The sequence below is a fragment of the Pseudomonas sp. R38(2017) genome, from assembly GCF_002112395.1.
Taxonomy (GTDB): Bacteria; Pseudomonadota; Gammaproteobacteria; order Pseudomonadales; family Pseudomonadaceae; genus Aquipseudomonas.
Window position 1 is genome coordinate 84,483 of the sequence record NZ_NEHN01000008.1, and the last position, 17,268, is coordinate 101,750.

Genomic DNA, 17,268 nt, shown 5'->3' on the forward strand with positions numbered 1-17,268 from the left:
GGCCCTCGGGCCTACAGTGCCGAACGCCAGGCCAGCGGCACTTTCAGGCTTTCTTCACCGCTGGCGCCAAGACCGCACATTTCATCGTGCACCGAGGTGTGGACCAGGTTGAACGGCAGCACCGGAAAGTTGTGCAGCACATCCCGGGCATGCTCCACCGAACGCAGCATCAGCATCTTGCCCTGGGGATCGCTCAACGGGTACGCCGCGCCGTGCATCCGCGCCTCGAGCAAGTAGATTCCACCCTCCATGGAGATCAGGTTCAGCTCATCGACCTTCCTGGCGATGGCAAACGCATTCAACTCTTGCAGGTTCATGAACGCACCTCACGCTGTTGCGAGCCGGGACGCTTACAGGGATATGCCTCGGCGCTACAAAGCACAAGCCACAAACGACACCGCCCGTCTGTTTCGCAACAGACGGGCGGTTTTGTTACAGCTTTCGACAACTCATCAGTGCTTGGTGAGCTTGTCCAGGTAACCCATGGCAAACGCCGAGACCACAAAGGTCATGTGGATGATCACGTACCACATCAGATGCTGGGGATCGACGTTCTTGGCGTCCATGAAGATCCGCAGCAGGTGGATCGAGGAAATCGCCACGATCGATGCCGCCACTTTCATTTTCAGCGACGAGGAGTCCATGGTGCCCAGCCAGCTGAGTTTCTCTTTGCCTTCGTCGATGTTCAGTTCGGAGACGAAGTTCTCGTAGCCGGAAATCATCACCATCACCAGCAAACCGCCGACCAGCGCCATGTCGATCAGCGACAGCAGCACCAGAATCAGTTCGGACTCGGCCATGGAGAACACGTTGGGAATGACATGAAACACTTCCTGGAAGAATTTCAATGCCAGCGCCAGCAGTCCGAGGGACAGCCCGATGTAGATCGGCGCCAGCAGCCAGCGCGTGGCGTACATTGCATTTTCGATAAAGCGTTCCATTGACTCTCACACAAGGGGGGTTGTAATCGGCGGCGAGTATACCAGCCCCCCATGACAGCCAGAAACCGCCCGGAAATCCGTCACCTGCGTGTGTGTATCAAAGTTTTTCTGCTAGTGTCCAAACCATTGACAGCCCAGCGACAGTGGACAGGACGACTGGAAATGGATGTGCGATTGCCGTTAACGACTGCCGGAATTTGCCTCGCCTTGATGATCGGCGGCTGCTCCCCCGCTGATGAAAAACACCCGCTCAGCCTTGAAGAGAAGACTGCACAGTTCGAACAGTCGCTGGACGCCATCACCGACCCGAAACTCAAGGATGCCGTGACCGAACTCGGCGGCTCGTTACTGCTGCTGGAGCGCGCACAGCAACGACTCGACAACAAACCGGCCAGAACCGAATACGGCGAAGACGCGCTCGGCGTGCTCAAGCATTACCCAACGCCCCAGGCGCTGGTCGACACCTTCATCCACGGTCTGTTCGTTCTACACAAGGACGCCAGCTCCGATTACCTCACCGACCTGCAACCGGTGTTTCCCTTCAACCTCAATATTCCCGGCGGATTCCTGTTCCCCCATGGCGTTGAATGGCAATCGGTGACCTTGAGCAACAAACGGGTGATCACCTACCAGCCGGAATGGTCGGAAACCGATCCGGGCATTCAGTTGAGCCCGTCCAGTTCCAACGTCACCAACCCCGATGACCTGACCGTGACCTACCCGTTCATCGAGGGTCTGGACGTCGACAAGAAAACCCGGCCGCGTCCGGTGAGCCTGCAAGGTCAGGTGGAAGTCATCGCCCCGAAACGCCTGCACAGTTTCGACCTGGGCAAAAAAGACGTCGGCCAGACCCGGACCGACGCCAACCTCAGCGTGACCCTGCTGAAGCTGGAAAAGAACTACGCCGAAGTCGAATTCAGCAACAGCCTGCCGCTTGCTCCGGAAGTCGCCAACACGCCGCTCAATCCGCTGATCGTCCAGGCCCGCGACACGACCGGGCAATATCTGGTGCGTGCCGGCGCCATCAACGAAAGCCCGGAACAGGTCGGTTTTTACCAGAAGCAACTGGCGTACCTGCAACAGCAAAAGGCCTGGAGCGAGGATCTCGAGAAGCAGCTGAACGACGACCAGCGCACCTTCGAACAACAGCATCCGCGCCGCTACAACAAGGTTTACTTCAACGGCCCGATCGACACCCTCGAAGTCAGCGTGCTGGACTTTTCCGAAGCGACCGTCACCCGCAAGCCACTGGATCTGCCGATTCGCGAGTTCGATTCGCACACCACGGCAAAAACCATTCAGCCGCTGGATCTGGCGATCACCGTCTACGACGACCAGGCGCCTAACTGGCTGAAAGGTGCGGCACTGACCGAGGACGAGCTGAAAAAAAGCATCCATATCCGCCAGTCAGTGGAGGAGCCCAGCGCCGCGCGCATCGAGTTCGATCACCGTAAAACCTTCAATGACGAATTGATCGGCGACGACCTGGCTCCCGGCGAAAGCCCGGTGACGTTCTTCACCGAAAAACACAACGGCAAACTTGATGAGCCGATCGAGCTGCCGGCCGAGGCATATCAGGTGGATCCGCTGCAAGCGACCATCACCTATGACTTGAACCTGTTCCCGGAAACCCCGGCGATTGCCGTCGGTTCGATGCCGCTGTTCCTGGCCACGGTGGCCAAGCAGTCGTTTGAGACCAAGGCGTTGCCCAAGGGTCTGGAAGTCAGGAACAACGCACTGGTGGTGGACCTCAAACTGTTCCCGGCCAACGAATGGCGATTCTTCGTCAAGGACGACAGTGGCAACTACCTGAAGCAGATCCTTTCGGTCAGCCACGACGCGAGCGCAGAAGGCCCGGCGCTGTTCGGCGTTCACTATTTCTACGGTCGCCCGACGCACGTGGAAACCTATCAGCGAACCGACCTCGCCACCGTGCAATACGGCTTTGAGGTCAAACTCGACAAGGCCCACACACAAGGTGCTGCGCCATGATCGGCGCTAGTGGTCAAAAACGCCGATGCTGCGCCCACGCCCACCGTTGATCTGCCGTAACTGGGCTTGCAGGTGCAGGGACCAGATCTGCGGATCATTGGCCAGTTCGTAGCCATGCATCGTCAGGCTTTCGACGATGGTATCGAGGATCGATTCGGCGGCGATCGGCCCGTGAAATGGGCCTTGGGCCTTGATGGCGGAAGGTTGCTCACCGGCCATGCCGGCGGCGAAGAGCAAAGTCCACATGCCGTTATCGCCGGCCAACGGCTTGATGGCGCATTCGATACGGGTCACAAGACCCAGGCACTGACGGGTGAGACAGAGGTTGCGCGACATGGCGGCGACCCTCGGTAAAGCCGGTGTTCAGCCCTTGCTGAAGGGCTGTTTCGATCCCGTGATACTGTCGATGTCCTTGAGCAGAGAATAGAAGAAAAGTCCGCCGCGCAAGCCGCACAGAACCAGAAGGCGCCGAATGGTCATTGTGTGAATATTGACGTCAGAGTGCTGGCACTTTTGCCGACGTTCGCGACAAAACAAAATGGGAGCACAAGGCTCCCATTTTTTGATTGCAACCTGGTTTAAGCCGGTTTGGCCTCGGCCAGCGCCTCCTGCGCCAGTTCCTTCTCGGCTTCTTTCAGGTCTTCTTCGCTGATCATCTCGGCAATCACTCGCAGGCGCTCCACGACCCGCGCGTTGACGCTGCCTTCCGGGAATTCGCCTTCCTCGTTCGGCTCACCGGCAGGCTCGCCAACCAGCAGGCTCAGCGCTTCGTCAGCCTGACGCACCGCGTAAACGTGGAACTGTCCGGCACGGACTGCGGCCAGCACTTTCTCGTCGAGCATCAGCGTGGCGACGTTGGCGTGAGGAATGATTGCGCCTTGCTCGCCCGTCAGCCCGCGCGCTTCACAGAGGCGGAAGAAACCTTCGATCTTCTCGTTGACCCCGCCCACCGCCTGCACTTCGCCGAACTGGTTGATCGAGCCGGTGATTGCGAAACACTGTTTGAGCGGAGTTTTCGACAAGGCCGAGATCAGCGTGCAGGCCTCACCCAGCGACGCACTGTCGCCATCGACGTAGCCGTAGGATTGCTCCAGCGCGATGCTCGCGGAAATCGCCAGCGGGAATTCCTGGGCGTAGCGGCTGCCCAGATACCCGGTGAGGATCATCACGCCCTTGGAGTGAATCGGCTGGCCAAGGTTGACCTCGCGCTCGATGTCGACGATACCGCTGCCGCCCGGGTACACCGTGGCGGAAATCCGCGCCGGCACACCGAACGCCGAGTCGCCGACTTCGAGCACGGTCAGGCCATTGCACTTGCCGACCGCTGCGCCGTCGGTATCGATCAGGATGATCCCCGCCAGCATGTCATCGAGAATCCGCGCCGACACCCGGCCGGTGCGAGTGGCCTTGGCCTTCAGGGCGCGTTCGATGTGGCCGGCGTCAGTCATTTCATCGTTGGCCAGATGCCGGATGAAATCCGCCTCGCTGACCAGTTGGAACAGATCACCGATCCGCGCCGACAAACGCCCCTGGTGCTCGGCCAGACGCGCGCTGTAAGTCGCCAGACGCGCCACCGCATCGGCGGTCAACGGCGCCATGCCTTCTTCCGAAGTACGGGTTTTCAGCAACTGGGCGAATTGTTCCAGGCTTTCGTCGACCATCGGGATGTCTTCGTCAAAGTCCACCAGGACACGGAACATCTCCTGGAAGTCCGGATCGAGGTCCTGCAGCGTGTAATACAGCGACCGCGCACCGATGATGATGACTTTGACATTCAACGGAATGAACTGCGGATTGAGCGTCACGGTCGCGAAACGGCCCATCTCGCCCAGTGGCGATTCCATTTTCAGCTTGCGCGATTGCAGGGCGCGCTTGAGCGCATCCCACACGAACGGCTCGCCGAGCATTTTTTCCGCTTCAAGGATCAGGAACCCACCGTTGGCGCGGTGCAACGCCCCCGGACGCAACTGGCGATACGTGGTGTAGAGCGCGCCCTGATCAGTGGTGTATTCGATGCGGCCGAACAGGTTTTCATAGGTCGGATGCGGCTCGAACACCACTGGCGCACCGCCGCTGAATGGATGCCCGACCATCAGGCTCGGCGAGTATTGCTCTTCCAGCAGTTTGCGCGCCACTGCATCAGTCTTGCTGTCGTCCACCAGTTGCTCAACCACGGTTTTCAACAGGTAGACCTGCATCGCTTGCAGGTAACCGCAGACCGCCGCGTTTTCTGCGTACTTTTCCGACAGCGGCGAAAGCAACGGCTGCAAGGCCAGGGTGATGGTTTCTTCGTTGAGCTGACGCAACTGGTTGCTTGATTCACGCTTCCACTGCGGCAGGCTGGCGAGCTCTTCGTTCAGGCGCTCTTCGAGACCGGAAATATCTTCGTGGAAACGCTCACGCTCGGCTTCCGGCAACTGGGCGAATTCAGCCTCGTCCAGCGCCTTGCCTTCGAGCATCGGGGTGAACGCGATGTTGCTGCTGTCGCGGTACAGGGCGACGTCTTTTTCCAGGGCCAGACGCTCGATGATGTCCAGCGCCTTGTCGTAACGCTGGTTGAAGGCGCGGTCGATGGCGCTTTTCTTCTGCTGGTAGGACGGGTGTTCGAACACGGCGGGAAAAGTCGACAACAAGTTGTCGATCAAGCCGTTGATGTCACCGATGAACGCACCGGCGGTGCCCGACGGCAACTCCAGGGTGCGGGGTTCGCGCGGTTCATCGAAATTGTTGACGTAGACCCAGTCCGCCGGGGTCTGCAGGCGTTTGCCTTCTGCCTTCAGGTAGCGTTTGACGAACGAGAAACGGCCGGTGCCGGGCTCGCCCATGACGAATACGTTGTAACCGGGGCGTGGCATGGCCACACCGAACTGCAAGGCTTCGACCGCACGTTCCTGGCCAAGCACACCGCGAAAGGGCTCCAGATCATTGGTGGTAGTGAAGCTGAACTGTTCAGCGGAAAACGGACGGGTCAGCGCTTCGGGCGCTAGACGCAAGCTGGCAGCAACAGGATCAGGCATCGGGCTTCCTTAACAATCAGGCGGGGCAGATAGCGGCATTCTGGCGCTGCCCGAGCCCCACTGGCAAGGCGCGCCATACGACAAAGCATAGACAACCGGCCTGTCCCCGGTCCGGCCCTGTAAAACCGGGGTTTATTCCAAATATTGTGCAAAAAGTCACGGAACCCTTGGAACGTGCCTAAACTCCAAACTGCGCGGCTGGAACTAATACCGGCCCACTGGCACCACAAGGTCTGTACGAAAACTCGCCATGAGGCTTGTTTGGTAGAGAATCGGGGCCAGAACCCTGTCCATTGGTATGCACACAAAGAGAACAAAGCTATGAAACGGATTCTTCTCGGTACTCTCTTCACCGCTGTATCCATCAACGCCATGGCTCAGGCGCCAGGCGGCCCGGATTGCGGTTGGGGCAACATGCTGTTCGAAGGTCAGCGTGGCACCCCGGCTCACTTCCTGGCATCCACCACCAACGGCACCTCCGGCAACGCGACGTTCGGCATGACGTCCGGCACCAACGGTTGCTCCACCAACGCCTCGCTGACCTATGGCGGCAAATCCTGGTTTGCCATGAATGGCATGATGAACGAGCTGTCCGAAGACATGGCAAAAGGCAACGGCGAAGCGCTGACGACCTATGCCGTGGTACTGGGCGTGGCGCCGGAAGACCGTGCGCACTTCGCCGCCGTCACTCACGAGCACTTCCAGCAGATCTTCAGCAAGGCTGACGTGACCGCCGAAGACGTGCATACCAACACCCTGGCCGTTCTGAAAGCAGACCCTCGTCTGGCCAAGTACGCGACTCAGGCTTAAGCTCGACCCCACCCGCTTCTTTCGGGAAGCGGGTTTTGTTTTTTCGGCCCGTCCCTCTTTGGGTCTTTTGTTTCTTTCGACTTAAGTTGCCACCTATGCTCAAACGCCTTGCCTGGCTGGCGCTGTGTGTCTGCGCCCCGCTATCCGCCGCGCCCCACATCGACCCTCAACGTTTGCAGCAACTGGCCAACGATCGCTTCTGGATTTCCCTCGGCCACTACGAAACCGCCAAGCTCGGCGGCTGGCGCAGTTACGTCAGCGACAAGAAGTTCTTCCTGGCCGCCGACGGCAACGAGCACCCCGACCACGAACTGGCCGCCACCGTCCAGGCGCTGTATGCCCCGGTCAGTCTCGGTGGGCAACACGCCCAGTGCGTCTACCCGGCGCGCACCCGCTGGCTGAAAGATCAGCTCAACCTGACCGACCTGCCATCGCCGGACTGCTCCGAATTCAAGAAATGGTTCAAGGACGTCTCGCCCCACAGCGCGGTGATGATTTTCCCGGCGGCCTACCTCAACAGCCCGTCGTCGATGTTCGGCCACACCCTGCTGCGCATCGACCAGGCTGACGTGCAAAGCGACAAGACTTCGCTGCTCAGTTACGCGATCAACTTCGGCGCCTACATCGAAGGCTCGGACAACAGCATCCTGTACGCCTGGAAAGGCCTGATGGGTGGCTATCCGGGACTGTTCGCGCTGGTGCCGTATCAGGAAAAACTCTCGGAATACCGCAGCCTGGAAAACCGCGACCTGTGGGAATACCGGCTCAACCTGACGCAAGCCGAAACCGCACGCATGGTCGAGCATGTGTGGGAGCTGAAGCAGATTCAGTTCGACTACTTTTTCTTCGATGAAAACTGCTCCTATCGTCTGCTCGAACTGTTGCAGGTCGCCCGTCCGAGCCTGCGCCTGACCGAGCAATTCCCGCTGACCGCGATCCCGACCGACACCGTCAAAGCCGTGAAGGAAGCCGGACTGGTCGAGCACATCGAATACCGCCCGTCCCGCGAGCGTGAATTGCTCAGCCGCGCCGAACCCCTGACCGGCCAAGAACAGGACTGGGTGCTGAAAGTCAGTGCCGACCAGCAACAATTGCAGGACCCGGCCTTCAAGGCCCTGCCCCGTGACCGGCAAGCGCTCATCGTCGACGCCGCGTATCGACTGGAACGTTACCGCGCCAACGGCCAGGAGCGTGATCCGCAGCGAGCGCAGCGCAGTTTCGAACTGCTGCGGGCGATCAACAAGAACCCGGCACCGGAGCTGCAAATCCCGCAGCCGGGGCTGCCCGAGGACGGGCACGAGTCCCGCACCTGGCAGGCCGGTCTCGGCACCCGCGGTGACCGCGCGTTCGGCGAGTACGGCTTGCGCATGGCCTACCACGATCTCAACGACAACGCCGAGAGTTTCCCCCTCGGCGCGCAGATCGAAATCCTGCAAATGAAGCTGCGCCAGTACGAAGGCAATCACTGGCAATTCCAGCAACTGGATCTGGCGACCATCCGCTCACTGACGCCGCGCAATGCGCTGTTGCAGCCACTGTCGTGGCAAGTCACCGGAGGTCTGGAGCGGGTGCCGGGCAAGCATGACGACGAGACGCTGGTCAGCCATGTCAACGGTGGCGGCGGTGGAACCTGGGCGCTGGGTGACGATGTACTGGGTTTTGCCCTCGGCACCGTGCGCGTTGAACACAACAATGATTTCGCCGAATTCGTTTCCCCCGCAGGCGGTTTCAACACCGGCGTGTTGTGGAAAAACCCGTTGGGCAATCTCAGTGTGGAGGCCAAGGGCGATTACTTCTTCAATGGCGAAGTGCGCCGCAGCCTGAGCCTGAACCAGCAGTGGGAGTTATCCCGCAATCTCGGCCTGCGCCTCAGCGCCCAGCGTGAATTCAGCCATCTGGCAACACCTGAGACCGAGGTGATGCTTGAGGTGAAGTGGTATCACTACTGAGGTTTTGATCTTTCTTTCACGCCTCATCGACGAATCCGCTTCTAGACTTTCCCTATCAGCCGGATAACGGCGCGGGAGAGTGTGATGTGGCGGTATGCGGTTTTTGCGGGCGTGTTGCTGATGCTGGGTGGCTGTCAAAGCACCCACGAAGATCTGATTGCCAAGGGTTACCCACCGGCGTTCGCCGACGGTTTCGATGACGGTTGCATCAGCGGTCGTCAGGCGGCCGGCTCGATCAGCGGCGAGTTTCGCAAGAATGTGCCGCGCTACCTTAAGGACAAGCAATACGCCGAGGGCTGGAGCGACGGTTTCCGCCAATGTCAGGCGATGCTGGAAAACCGGGATCGCGAAGACTATCGCAACGAACATTGGGACGAGCGCGAACGGGCCTGGCAGCAACAGAAGGATCAGGGCGCCGCGCGGGCTTATCGCTCGCAGTAGGTCGTTTCCAGACATCCAGTGAAACTCATTGCCTGCGAACATGGCCCAACGGTTGTCACAGGAGGTCACCATGAGCCGTGCTTTCGTCAACGAAGACAACGCCGCCGCGCAGGCCGATCAGCCAGTCGAACGGCAGGTCAGCACTCAACCCAATTACGTCACGCCGCAAGGGCTTGTCCAGTTGCAGACGAAAGTCGCCGAACTGCAGACGTTGCACGCCGAACAGTCTGCCAAGGGCGAGCAAGCCGACAAGCAGCGACTGGCCGATCTCGAACGGGATTTGCGCTATTTCAATCAGCGGGTCGGCAGCGCCCAGGTCGCGCTCGCCCCGACCTCGACCGACAAGGTGCAGATCGGCAGCTGGGTGACTTACGCCGATGAACACGCCACCGAGCGCCGGGTGCAACTGGTCGGCGAAGATCAGGCCGATGCGGCCAACGGCCTGATCAACTGGGCCTCACCGCTAGGCCGTGCACTGCTCGGTGCCCGGCTCAACGACGAAGTGCTGTGGCAGCGCCCGGCCGGCAATCAACTGATCGAAGTGATCCGAATCGATCTGCCTTAAACCACGCCTTGCGCCAGCATCGCGTCGGCGACTTTGACGAAACCGGCGATGTTCGCGCCTTTGACGTAGTTGATCCGCCCGTTTTCCTCACCGTAATGCACACAGGCATGGTGGATCGACTGCATGATCCCGTGCAGCTTGCTGTCCACCTCGCCCGCCGTCCACAGCAGGCGCATGGCGTTCTGCGACATCTCCAGACCGCTGACCGCCACGCCGCCGGCATTCGATGCCTTGCCCGGCGCGAACAGAATGCCGGCTTCGATAAAGATATCCACAGCCTCAAGAGTGGTCGGCATGTTCGCGCCCTCGGCCACACAGATGCAGCCGTTGCGCAGCAAGGTGCGGGCAGCTTCGGCGTCGAGTTCGTTCTGGGTGGCGCATGGCAACGCGATATCGCACGGCAACGACCATGGCAGCTGACCAGCGCGGAACTCCAGGCCAAACGCCGCCAGTTCGCTGATCCGTCCACGCCTGACGTTTTTCAGCTCCAGCAGCGCCAGCCACTGCTCTTCGCTCAGGCCGGCCTCGCAATACAGCGTGCCTTCGGAATCGGACAGGGAAATCACCTTGCCGCCCAGATCCATCACTTTGCGAGCCGCGTACTGGGCAACGTTGCCGGAACCGGAGATCGCCACGCGCTTGCCTTCGACGGTCTGCTCGCGGCGCTTGAGCATTTCCTCGGCGAAATACACGCAACCGAAACCGGTGGCTTCCGGGCGGATCAGGCTGCCGCCGTAGGTCATGCCCTTGCCGGTCAGCACGCTGGTGAACTGGTTGCTCAGGCGCTTGTATTGGCCGAACAGGAAACCGATCTCCCGTGCACCGACACCGATATCGCCCGCCGGCACGTCCACGTCGGCACCGATGTGGCGGTATAGCTCGCTCATGAACGCCTGGCAGAAACGCATGACTTCGGCGTCGCTCTTGCCCTTCGGATCGAAGTCCGAACCGCCCTTGCCGCCGCCCATGGGCAGCGAGGTCAGGGAGTTCTTGAAGGTCTGCTCGAAGGCGAGGAATTTCAGCACGCCCAGATTCACCGAAGGGTGGAAGCGCAAACCGCCCTTGTACGGGCCAATGGCGCTGTTCATCTGGATGCGGAAACCGCGGTTGACCTGGACCTTGCCCTGATCGTCGACCCACGACACCCGGAACACCACCGCCCGTTCCGGTTCGCAGATGCGCTCCAGAACTCCCGACGTCAGATAGTGCGGATGGGCTTCGAGAAACGGCCACAGGCTGCGCAGGACTTCTTCGACGGCCTGGTGGAATTCGGGCTGATCCGGATCGCGTTTTTTCAGACGGGCGAGGAAGGATTCGACGGATTCGATCATGGGAAAAGTCTCGGCAAATTTGTTGTCATTGGAGGAGATTGAGCCGGACTGTAACAAACGACATGTACACAGCAACAGACAAAAATGTCGCATTTATGAAAACAAACAGTACACACGTTATAAATCACGGCGGATCGCCGGCAAAAAAAAGCGGAGCCCGAAGGCTCCGCTTTTTCATGCAACCAACCTGAAATCAGGCCAGTTTCTTGTGGCGTACCCGGTGTGGCTGGGCCGCTGCTTCGCCGAGGCGCTTTTTGCGATCGGCTTCGTACTCGGTGTAGTTGCCTTCGAAGAACACCGCTTGCGAGTCGTCTTCGTAAGCCAGGATGTGCGTCGCGACGCGGTCAAGGAACCACCGATCGTGAGAGATCACAATGGCGGCGCCCGGGAAGTCCAGCAGGGCTTCTTCCAGGGAACGCAGGGTTTCAACGTCGAGGTCGTTGGACGGTTCGTCGAGCAGCAGGACGTTGCCGCCCTCCTTCAGGGTCAGCGCCAGGTGCAGACGACCGCGCTCACCACCGGACAGGTCCTTGACGAACTTCTGCTGATCGCCGCCCTTGAAGTTGAAGCGACCGACGTAGGTACGCGACGGGATCTCGTAGTTGCCGATGCGGATCTGGTCGGAACCGTCGGAGATCTGCTGGAAAACGGTCTTGCTGCCGTCCAGGTCTTCGCGGCTCTGGTCAACGCAGGCCAGTTGCACGGTTTCGCCGATCTCGATGCTGCCGGAGTCCGGAGTTTCCTTGCCCATCAGCATGCGGAACAGGGTCGACTTACCGGCACCGTTACCGCCGATCACGCCGACGATGGCGCCTTTCGGCATCGAGAACGACAGGTTGTCGATCAGTACACGATCGCCATAGCCCTTGGTGACGTTCTTGAATTCGATGACCTTGTCGCCCAGGCGTGGACCGGCCGGGATGTAGATCTCGTTGGTTTCCGAACGCTTCTGGAATTCCTGCGACTGCATTTCTTCGAAGCGTTGCAGACGAGCCTTGGATTTCGACTGACGGGCCTTGGCGCCTTTGCGCACCCACTCCAGTTCTTCCTTCATGGCTTTTTCGTGAGCCGATTGCTGCTTGGATTCCTGGGCCAGACGCTCGGACTTGGCTTCCAGCCAACCCGAGTAGTTGCCCTCGTAAGGAATGCCCGCGCCGCGGTCGAGTTCCAGAATCCAGCCGGCGACGTTGTCCAGGAAGTAACGGTCGTGCGTGATCGCGACCACAGTGCCCGGGAAGTCGTGCAGGAAGTGTTCGAGCCACGCAACGGAGTCGGCGTCCAGGTGGTTGGTCGGTTCGTCGAGTAGCAGCATGTCCGGGGCGGACAGCAGCAGACGGCACAGGGCCACACGACGCTTTTCACCACCGGACAGGTGTTCGACCTTGGCGTCCCAGGCCGGCAGACGCAGCGCATCGGCGGCGACTTCCAGTTGACGCTCCAGGTTGTGACCGTCGCTGGCCTGCAGGATCGCTTCGAGCTTGGCCTGTTCGGCGGCCAGCTTGTCGAAGTCGGCGTCCGGGTCGGCGTAGGCGGCGTAGACCTCGTCCAGACGCGCTTGCGCATCCTTGATCACGCTGACCGCTTCCTCGACCACTTCACGCACGGTCTTGGTCGGATCAAGTTGCGGCTCTTGCGGCAGATAACCGATGTTCAGTTCCGGCATCGGGCGCGCTTCGCCTTCGAATTCGGTGTCGACGCCGGCCATGATCTTCAGCAGCGTGGACTTACCCGAACCGTTGAGGCCGAGTACGCCGATCTTGGCGCCCGGGAAGAAGGACAGAGAAATGTTTTTCAGGATTTCCCGCTTCGGCGGAACAACTTTGCCCAGCCGATGCATGGTGAAGACGTATTGAGCCATGGAGAACCTTGGGTCAGTGACTGATGAATGATTGGGACACAGGCAATGCCTGGCCAGACCGTGCGCGTCGTTCACTGGAGGATATCAATGCGTGCGCGCGGAAAGTCTAGGAGCTGGAACGCTCCCGCGTAACCGGCAAAGCTACCTGAATGACAGAAGGCAGTCCAGCCGAGCGGGGCTGGCACTTCGCCACAACTCAAGGCATGCTAGCCGCCCTTTGGGCGTCCGGCTTATAGTGCACGTCGCGCCAGTCCAGCCAAACCGCAGGATTACAGCTTGTCCAATGTCACTCCGCCAGCCTCTGTGAGCAGCACCCAACCGGCGCCCGGCTCGTCCCTGCGCGGAACATTGAAAGGCGCGCTGGCGACTTTGGTGCTGTTGCTGCTGGCGTTGCTGTTCTGGCAACTGCTCGATCAGTTGCGTGAAACCCAGAAAAACCAGCGCCAGTACACCATCGATTACACCGCCGATCTCGCCTCGCAAGTCAGCCTGAACATGTCGCTGAACGCGCAGATCGCCCTCAATCTGCTACCGATCGTCGAACAGCCGCAGTCCACCGACGAACAGCAGACGCTGCTGCGCAAGCTGCAGAAATCCCTGCCTGATCTGCAGAGCATGGCTTTGCTCAGCCCGTCGGGAAAAATCCTCAGCGACAGCGCCACCGACAGCAAGGACGCCGACTACCTCAGCGACCTGGTCCGCCGCAGTCACGCCCAGGCACATTACTTCAGCAACGCCGACGACGGCTCGGTGGTGCATCTGTTGCTGCATCAGGCCAGCGGCAGCACTCGCGGTTATTGGGCACTGCGCCTCACCCCGACTTTCTTTGCCTCGCTGACCAAACAGGGTGACAGCGGAATCCGCCCTTTGTGGCTGGTGGAAAACCGCATCAACCATCAGATCATCAGCCGCGACGAAGCCCAGCCGACCACCAAGACCAGCACCCTGACGCCTGACGATCTGGCCAACAGCGTGCTGACCGTGCCGCTGAGCAGCAGCGACTGGCAACTGCGCGGACTGTTCGACCGGCAACACGTGCTCGAAGAATTGCTGCCGGCGTTCATCGGCAAATGCCTGCTGGGCCTGGCGTTGTCCCTGCTGCCGTTCATTGCCTTGCTGAACATGCGCCGCCGCCAGCGCCAGGTGCATGAAGGACGACGTCGTTATCAGGACATTTTCGAAGGCACCGGTGTGGCGCTGTGTGTGCTGGATCTTTCGGGATTGAAACAGGTTTTCGAAAAGACCCAGATCCAGACCAGCGACCAGCTCAAGGCCTGGCTCGACCAGCCACAGCAACGCCAGCAATTGCTGCAGGAACTACGAGTCACCGAGGTCAATCAGGTGGCGTTGCAACTGCTCAACGTCAATTCCTGCGAGCACGCCTGGCAACTGCTGATCGACGGTCATCCGCACAGCCAGTGCGCGATCGGCAATCAAGTGCTCGATGCCGTACTCCAGCAGCAAAAGCAGCTGGAACTGGAAATCAAACTGCCGGACATCAACGGCCGCGACCAGCACCTGTGGCTGGTGTTGCGTTTGCCTCACGAACAGCACGACTACAAAGCCGTGATCCTGAGCATCAATGACATCACCAGCCGCAAGCTGATCGAACTGTCGCTGCTGGAGCGCGAAGGCTTCTGGTCGGACGTGGTGCGTACCGTGCCGGATCATCTGTACGTGCAGGATGTGATCAGCCAGCGAATGATCTTCAGTAACCACCATTTGGGCCAGACCCTCGGCTACAACCGCACCGAACTGCACCAGATGGGCGAGTACTTCTGGGAAATCCTCCTGCACCCGGAAGACGCCGACTATTACCACCGCTCGCGGCAAATGCAGCGTCATGCAGGTTACAGCCAGTTGCTGCAATGCCAGTTGCGTTTCCGTCATCGCGACGGCAAGTGGCGGCGCTTCGATATCCGCGAACAGGCGCTGGCCCGGGACAAGCACGATCAGGTCACGCGGATCATCGGCGTGGCCAAGGACATCACCGAGCAGATAGAGGCCAGCGAATCCCTGCGTGACAGCGAACAGCGCTACCGGATGCTCGCCGAAAGCATCAGTGATGTGATCTTCTCCACCGACAGCAAGCTCTCGCTCAACTACGTCAGCCCGTCAGTGCAAGCGGTGCTGGGCTACGACGCCGAGTGGATTTTCCAGAACGGCTGGCAGTCGACCATCGCTAATCCGCAGCAATTGAGCGGCATCTATCTCCTGATGGATCGGGTCAGCAAAGCGTTGGGCAAACCCGAGCAACTGGTGATTTTGCGTAGCCAGGTACAGACCCAGTTGTTCCTGTTCGACTGCCTGCGCGCCGATGGCCGCAAGATCCCGATCGAACTGCGTCTGGTGCTGGTGTGGGACGAGCACGGTGCGTTCGAAGGCGTGCTCGGGGTCGGTCGTGACATCAGCCAACAGCGCCGCGCCGAGAAAGACCTGCGCATGGCGGCCACGGTATTCGAGCACTCGACCTCGGCGATCCTGATCACCGACCCGGCCGGTTACATCGTTCAGGCCAACGAAGCGTTCAGTCGTGTCAGCGGTTACGCGGTGAGCGAAGTGCTCGACCAGTTGCCGAACATGCTCACCGTCGACGAACAACAGGATGCGCACCTGCGCTACGTGCTCAAGCAATTGCATCAGCACAGCACCTGGGAAGGCGAAGTCTGGCTCAAGCGGCGCAACGGCGAGCACTACCCGGCGTGGGTCGGCATCACTGCGGTGCTCGATGACGAGGGCGATCTGGCGAGTTACGTGTGCTTCTTCAGCGACATCAGCGAGCGTAAGGCCAGCGAGCAGCGCATTCACCGTCTCGCCTACTACGACGCCCTGACCCACCTGCCGAACCGCACGCTGTTCCAGGATCGTCTGCACACCGCGCTGCAATCGGCCGACCGGCAGAAGTCGTGGGTGGTACTGATGTTCCTCGACCTCGACCGTTTCAAACCGATCAACGACTCCCTTGGTCATGCTGCCGGCGACCGCATGCTCAAGGACATGGCCACGCGGTTGCTGGCCTGTGTCGACGATGACGACACCGTGGCGCGGATGGGCGGGGACGAATTCACCCTGCTGCTGCAACATCGTTCCAGCCGCGATATGGCGCTGAACCGTGCGATCCACGTGGCCGAGCAGATCCTCGCCAGCCTCGTTCGGCCGTTCGTGCTCGAAGGTCGCGAATTCTTCGTCACCGCCAGTATCGGCATCGCCCTGAGCCCGCAGGACGGCAACGAACTCAGTCAGTTGATGAAGAACGCCGACACCGCGATGTACCACGCCAAGGAGCGCGGCAAGAACAACTTCCAGTTCTATCAGGCCGACATGAACGCCAGCGCGCTGGAGCGCCTGGAACTGGAAAGCGACCTGCGCCACGCCCTCGAGCAGAACGAATTCGTGCTGTATTACCAGCCGCAGTTCAGCGGCGACGGTAAACGTCTGACCGGTGCCGAAGCCCTGCTGCGCTGGCGTCATCCGCGTCGCGGGCTGGTGCCGCCGGGGGACTTCATCCCGGTGCTTGAAGAACTCGGGCTGGTGGTGGACGTCGGCGACTGGGTGATCAGCGAAGCCTGTCGCCAGCTCAAGACCTGGCACCAGAGCCGTGTGCGCGTACCGAAAGTCTCGGTAAACATTTCCGCCCGGCAGTTCTCCGACGGCCAGCTCGGCACGCGGATCGCCACCATCCTCAAGGAAACCGGTCTGCCGCCGGCGTGCCTGGAGCTGGAGCTGACTGAAAGTATCCTGATGCGTGAAGTCAGCGAAGCGATGCAGATCCTTGCCGGCCTGAAGAACCTCGGCCTGAGCATCGCGGTCGACGACTTCGGCACCGGCTACTCATCGCTGAACTATCTCAAGCAATTCCCGATCGACGTGCTGAAGATCGACCGCACCTTCGTCGACGGTTTGCCTTCCGGCGAACAGGATGCGCAGATCGCCCGGGCGATCATCGCCATGGCCCACAGCCTCAATCTGGCGGTGATCGCAGAAGGCGTGGAAACCCATGAACAACTGGACTTCCTGCGCGAGCATGGCTGCGACGAGGTTCAGGGTTATCTGTTCGGGCGGCCGATGCCGGCCACCCGCTTCGAGGCGCAGTTCAGCAATGACGCGCTGTTCATGTTCGACTGAAGATCGGTGGGGTGGCCTCCGCAAGCAGGCTCGCTCCCACAGGGATTGATGTCGATCACGCAATCCTGCCGCCAACCCGGCTATTGTGCGAACCGGCTGGCCAGGAAAAGGCCGGCACGGACGCCACACATCTGGTCATGAACGCCACTTGTCTGCGACATGATGTCGTTTCATATGCCATCCAAAACCCGATGGGTTAGAATGCCCCCCTTTTCTGCCCCCGATCCTTGAGGACCGCC

At 60.3% G+C, this 17,268-nt stretch carries 12 protein-coding genes; 6 read left to right on the forward strand and 6 right to left on the reverse strand.

Features of this window, described 5'->3' with window-relative positions; genetic code table 11:
• Nucleotides 1-11 precede the first annotated feature (11 nt).
• Both CAF87_RS20755 and CAF87_RS20760 read right to left on the reverse strand, forming a co-directional pair.
• Complete coding sequence (locus tag CAF87_RS20755) at nucleotides 12-317, reverse strand: DUF6482 family protein (RefSeq protein WP_085732858.1); 306 nt, start codon at nucleotides 315-317, stop codon at nucleotides 12-14.
• A 135-nt stretch (nucleotides 318-452) separates the two neighbouring features.
• Entirely contained in the window at nucleotides 453-941 is a 489-nt protein-coding gene (locus tag CAF87_RS20760) for a TIGR00645 family protein (RefSeq protein ID WP_065257512.1), read from the reverse strand.
• Between the two features lie 162 nt (nucleotides 942-1,103).
• Between CAF87_RS20760 and CAF87_RS20765 the strand changes: the two genes are divergently transcribed.
• Nucleotides 1,104-2,933, forward strand: a complete 1,830-nt coding sequence (locus CAF87_RS20765) for a hypothetical protein (protein WP_085732859.1) — start codon at nucleotides 1,104-1,106, stop codon at nucleotides 2,931-2,933.
• A gap of 6 nt (nucleotides 2,934-2,939) precedes the next feature.
• Here CAF87_RS20765 and CAF87_RS20770 read toward each other — a convergent pair whose 3' ends face one another.
• Both CAF87_RS20770 and CAF87_RS20775 read right to left on the reverse strand, forming a co-directional pair.
• Complete coding sequence (locus CAF87_RS20770) at nucleotides 2,940-3,269, reverse strand: hypothetical protein (RefSeq protein WP_085732860.1); 330 nt, start codon at nucleotides 3,267-3,269, stop codon at nucleotides 2,940-2,942.
• A gap of 242 nt (nucleotides 3,270-3,511) precedes the next feature.
• Nucleotides 3,512-5,950, reverse strand: coding sequence for a Lon protease family protein (locus CAF87_RS20775; protein WP_085732861.1), 2,439 nt, complete (start codon nucleotides 5,948-5,950; stop codon nucleotides 3,512-3,514).
• 321 nt (nucleotides 5,951-6,271) lie between these two features.
• On the opposite strand from CAF87_RS20775, the gene CAF87_RS20780 reads away from it, so the two are divergent.
• The 4 genes from CAF87_RS20780 to CAF87_RS20795 all read left to right on the forward strand — a co-directional run bounded on the left by CAF87_RS20780 (nucleotide 6,272) and on the right by CAF87_RS20795 (nucleotide 9,715).
• Entirely contained in the window at nucleotides 6,272-6,760 is a 489-nt protein-coding gene (locus CAF87_RS20780) for a DUF3015 domain-containing protein (RefSeq protein ID WP_007950971.1), read from the forward strand.
• A gap of 95 nt (nucleotides 6,761-6,855) precedes the next feature.
• Nucleotides 6,856-8,709 carry a DUF4105 domain-containing protein gene (locus CAF87_RS20785; RefSeq protein ID WP_085732862.1) on the forward strand — a complete coding sequence of 618 codons (1,854 nt, stop codon included), beginning with the start codon at nucleotides 6,856-6,858 and terminating at the stop codon, nucleotides 8,707-8,709.
• Between the two features lie 84 nt (nucleotides 8,710-8,793).
• On the forward strand, nucleotides 8,794-9,150 hold the full coding sequence (locus CAF87_RS20790) for a hypothetical protein (protein ID WP_085732863.1): 357 nt from the start codon (nucleotides 8,794-8,796) through the stop codon (nucleotides 9,148-9,150).
• Between the two features lie 70 nt (nucleotides 9,151-9,220).
• Nucleotides 9,221-9,715, forward strand: coding sequence for a GreA/GreB family elongation factor (locus tag CAF87_RS20795; protein ID WP_085732864.1), 495 nt, complete (start codon nucleotides 9,221-9,223; stop codon nucleotides 9,713-9,715).
• On the opposite strand, the gene gdhA is transcribed toward CAF87_RS20795, so the two are convergent.
• Both gdhA and ettA read right to left on the reverse strand, forming a co-directional pair.
• Nucleotides 9,712-11,046, reverse strand: coding sequence for an NADP-specific glutamate dehydrogenase (gene gdhA, locus CAF87_RS20800; RefSeq protein WP_085732865.1), 1,335 nt, complete (start codon nucleotides 11,044-11,046; stop codon nucleotides 9,712-9,714). The two genes, CAF87_RS20795 and gdhA, sit on opposite strands and share 4 nt — an antisense overlap.
• A 193-nt stretch (nucleotides 11,047-11,239) precedes the next feature.
• The gene (gene ettA, locus CAF87_RS20805) at nucleotides 11,240-12,904 is read right to left on the reverse strand and encodes an energy-dependent translational throttle protein EttA (protein ID WP_085689706.1); all 1,665 of its coding nucleotides are present in this window, start codon (nucleotides 12,902-12,904) and stop codon (nucleotides 11,240-11,242) included.
• A gap of 276 nt (nucleotides 12,905-13,180) precedes the next feature.
• Here ettA and CAF87_RS20810 point away from each other — a divergent pair, with 276 nt between their 5' ends.
• Entirely contained in the window at nucleotides 13,181-17,029 is a 3,849-nt protein-coding gene (locus CAF87_RS20810; RefSeq protein ID WP_085732866.1) for a bifunctional diguanylate cyclase/phosphodiesterase, read from the forward strand.
• Nucleotides 17,030-17,268: the final 239 nt, after the last annotated feature.

Bases quoted from the DNA above. Each gene is read 5' to 3' on its own strand.
- CAF87_RS20755 (WP_085732858.1), bottom strand. From the start codon at position 317: ATGAACCTGCAAGAGTTGAATGCGTTTGCCATCGCCAGGAAGGTCGAT.
- CAF87_RS20760 (WP_065257512.1), bottom strand. From the start codon at position 941: ATGGAACGCTTTATCGAAAATGCAATGTACGCCACGCGCTGGCTGCTG.
- CAF87_RS20765 (WP_085732859.1), top strand. From the start codon at position 1,104: ATGGATGTGCGATTGCCGTTAACGACTGCCGGAATTTGCCTCGCCTTG.
- CAF87_RS20770 (WP_085732860.1), bottom strand. From the start codon at position 3,269: ATGTCGCGCAACCTCTGTCTCACCCGTCAGTGCCTGGGTCTTGTGACC.
- CAF87_RS20775 (WP_085732861.1), bottom strand. From the start codon at position 5,950: ATGCCTGATCCTGTTGCTGCCAGCTTGCGTCTAGCGCCCGAAGCGCTG.
- CAF87_RS20780 (WP_007950971.1), top strand. From the start codon at position 6,272: ATGAAACGGATTCTTCTCGGTACTCTCTTCACCGCTGTATCCATCAAC.
- CAF87_RS20785 (WP_085732862.1), top strand. From the start codon at position 6,856: ATGCTCAAACGCCTTGCCTGGCTGGCGCTGTGTGTCTGCGCCCCGCTA.
- CAF87_RS20790 (WP_085732863.1), top strand. From the start codon at position 8,794: ATGTGGCGGTATGCGGTTTTTGCGGGCGTGTTGCTGATGCTGGGTGGC.
- CAF87_RS20795 (WP_085732864.1), top strand. From the start codon at position 9,221: ATGAGCCGTGCTTTCGTCAACGAAGACAACGCCGCCGCGCAGGCCGAT.
- gdhA (WP_085732865.1), bottom strand. From the start codon at position 11,046: ATGATCGAATCCGTCGAATCCTTCCTCGCCCGTCTGAAAAAACGCGAT.
- ettA (WP_085689706.1), bottom strand. From the start codon at position 12,904: ATGGCTCAATACGTCTTCACCATGCATCGGCTGGGCAAAGTTGTTCCG.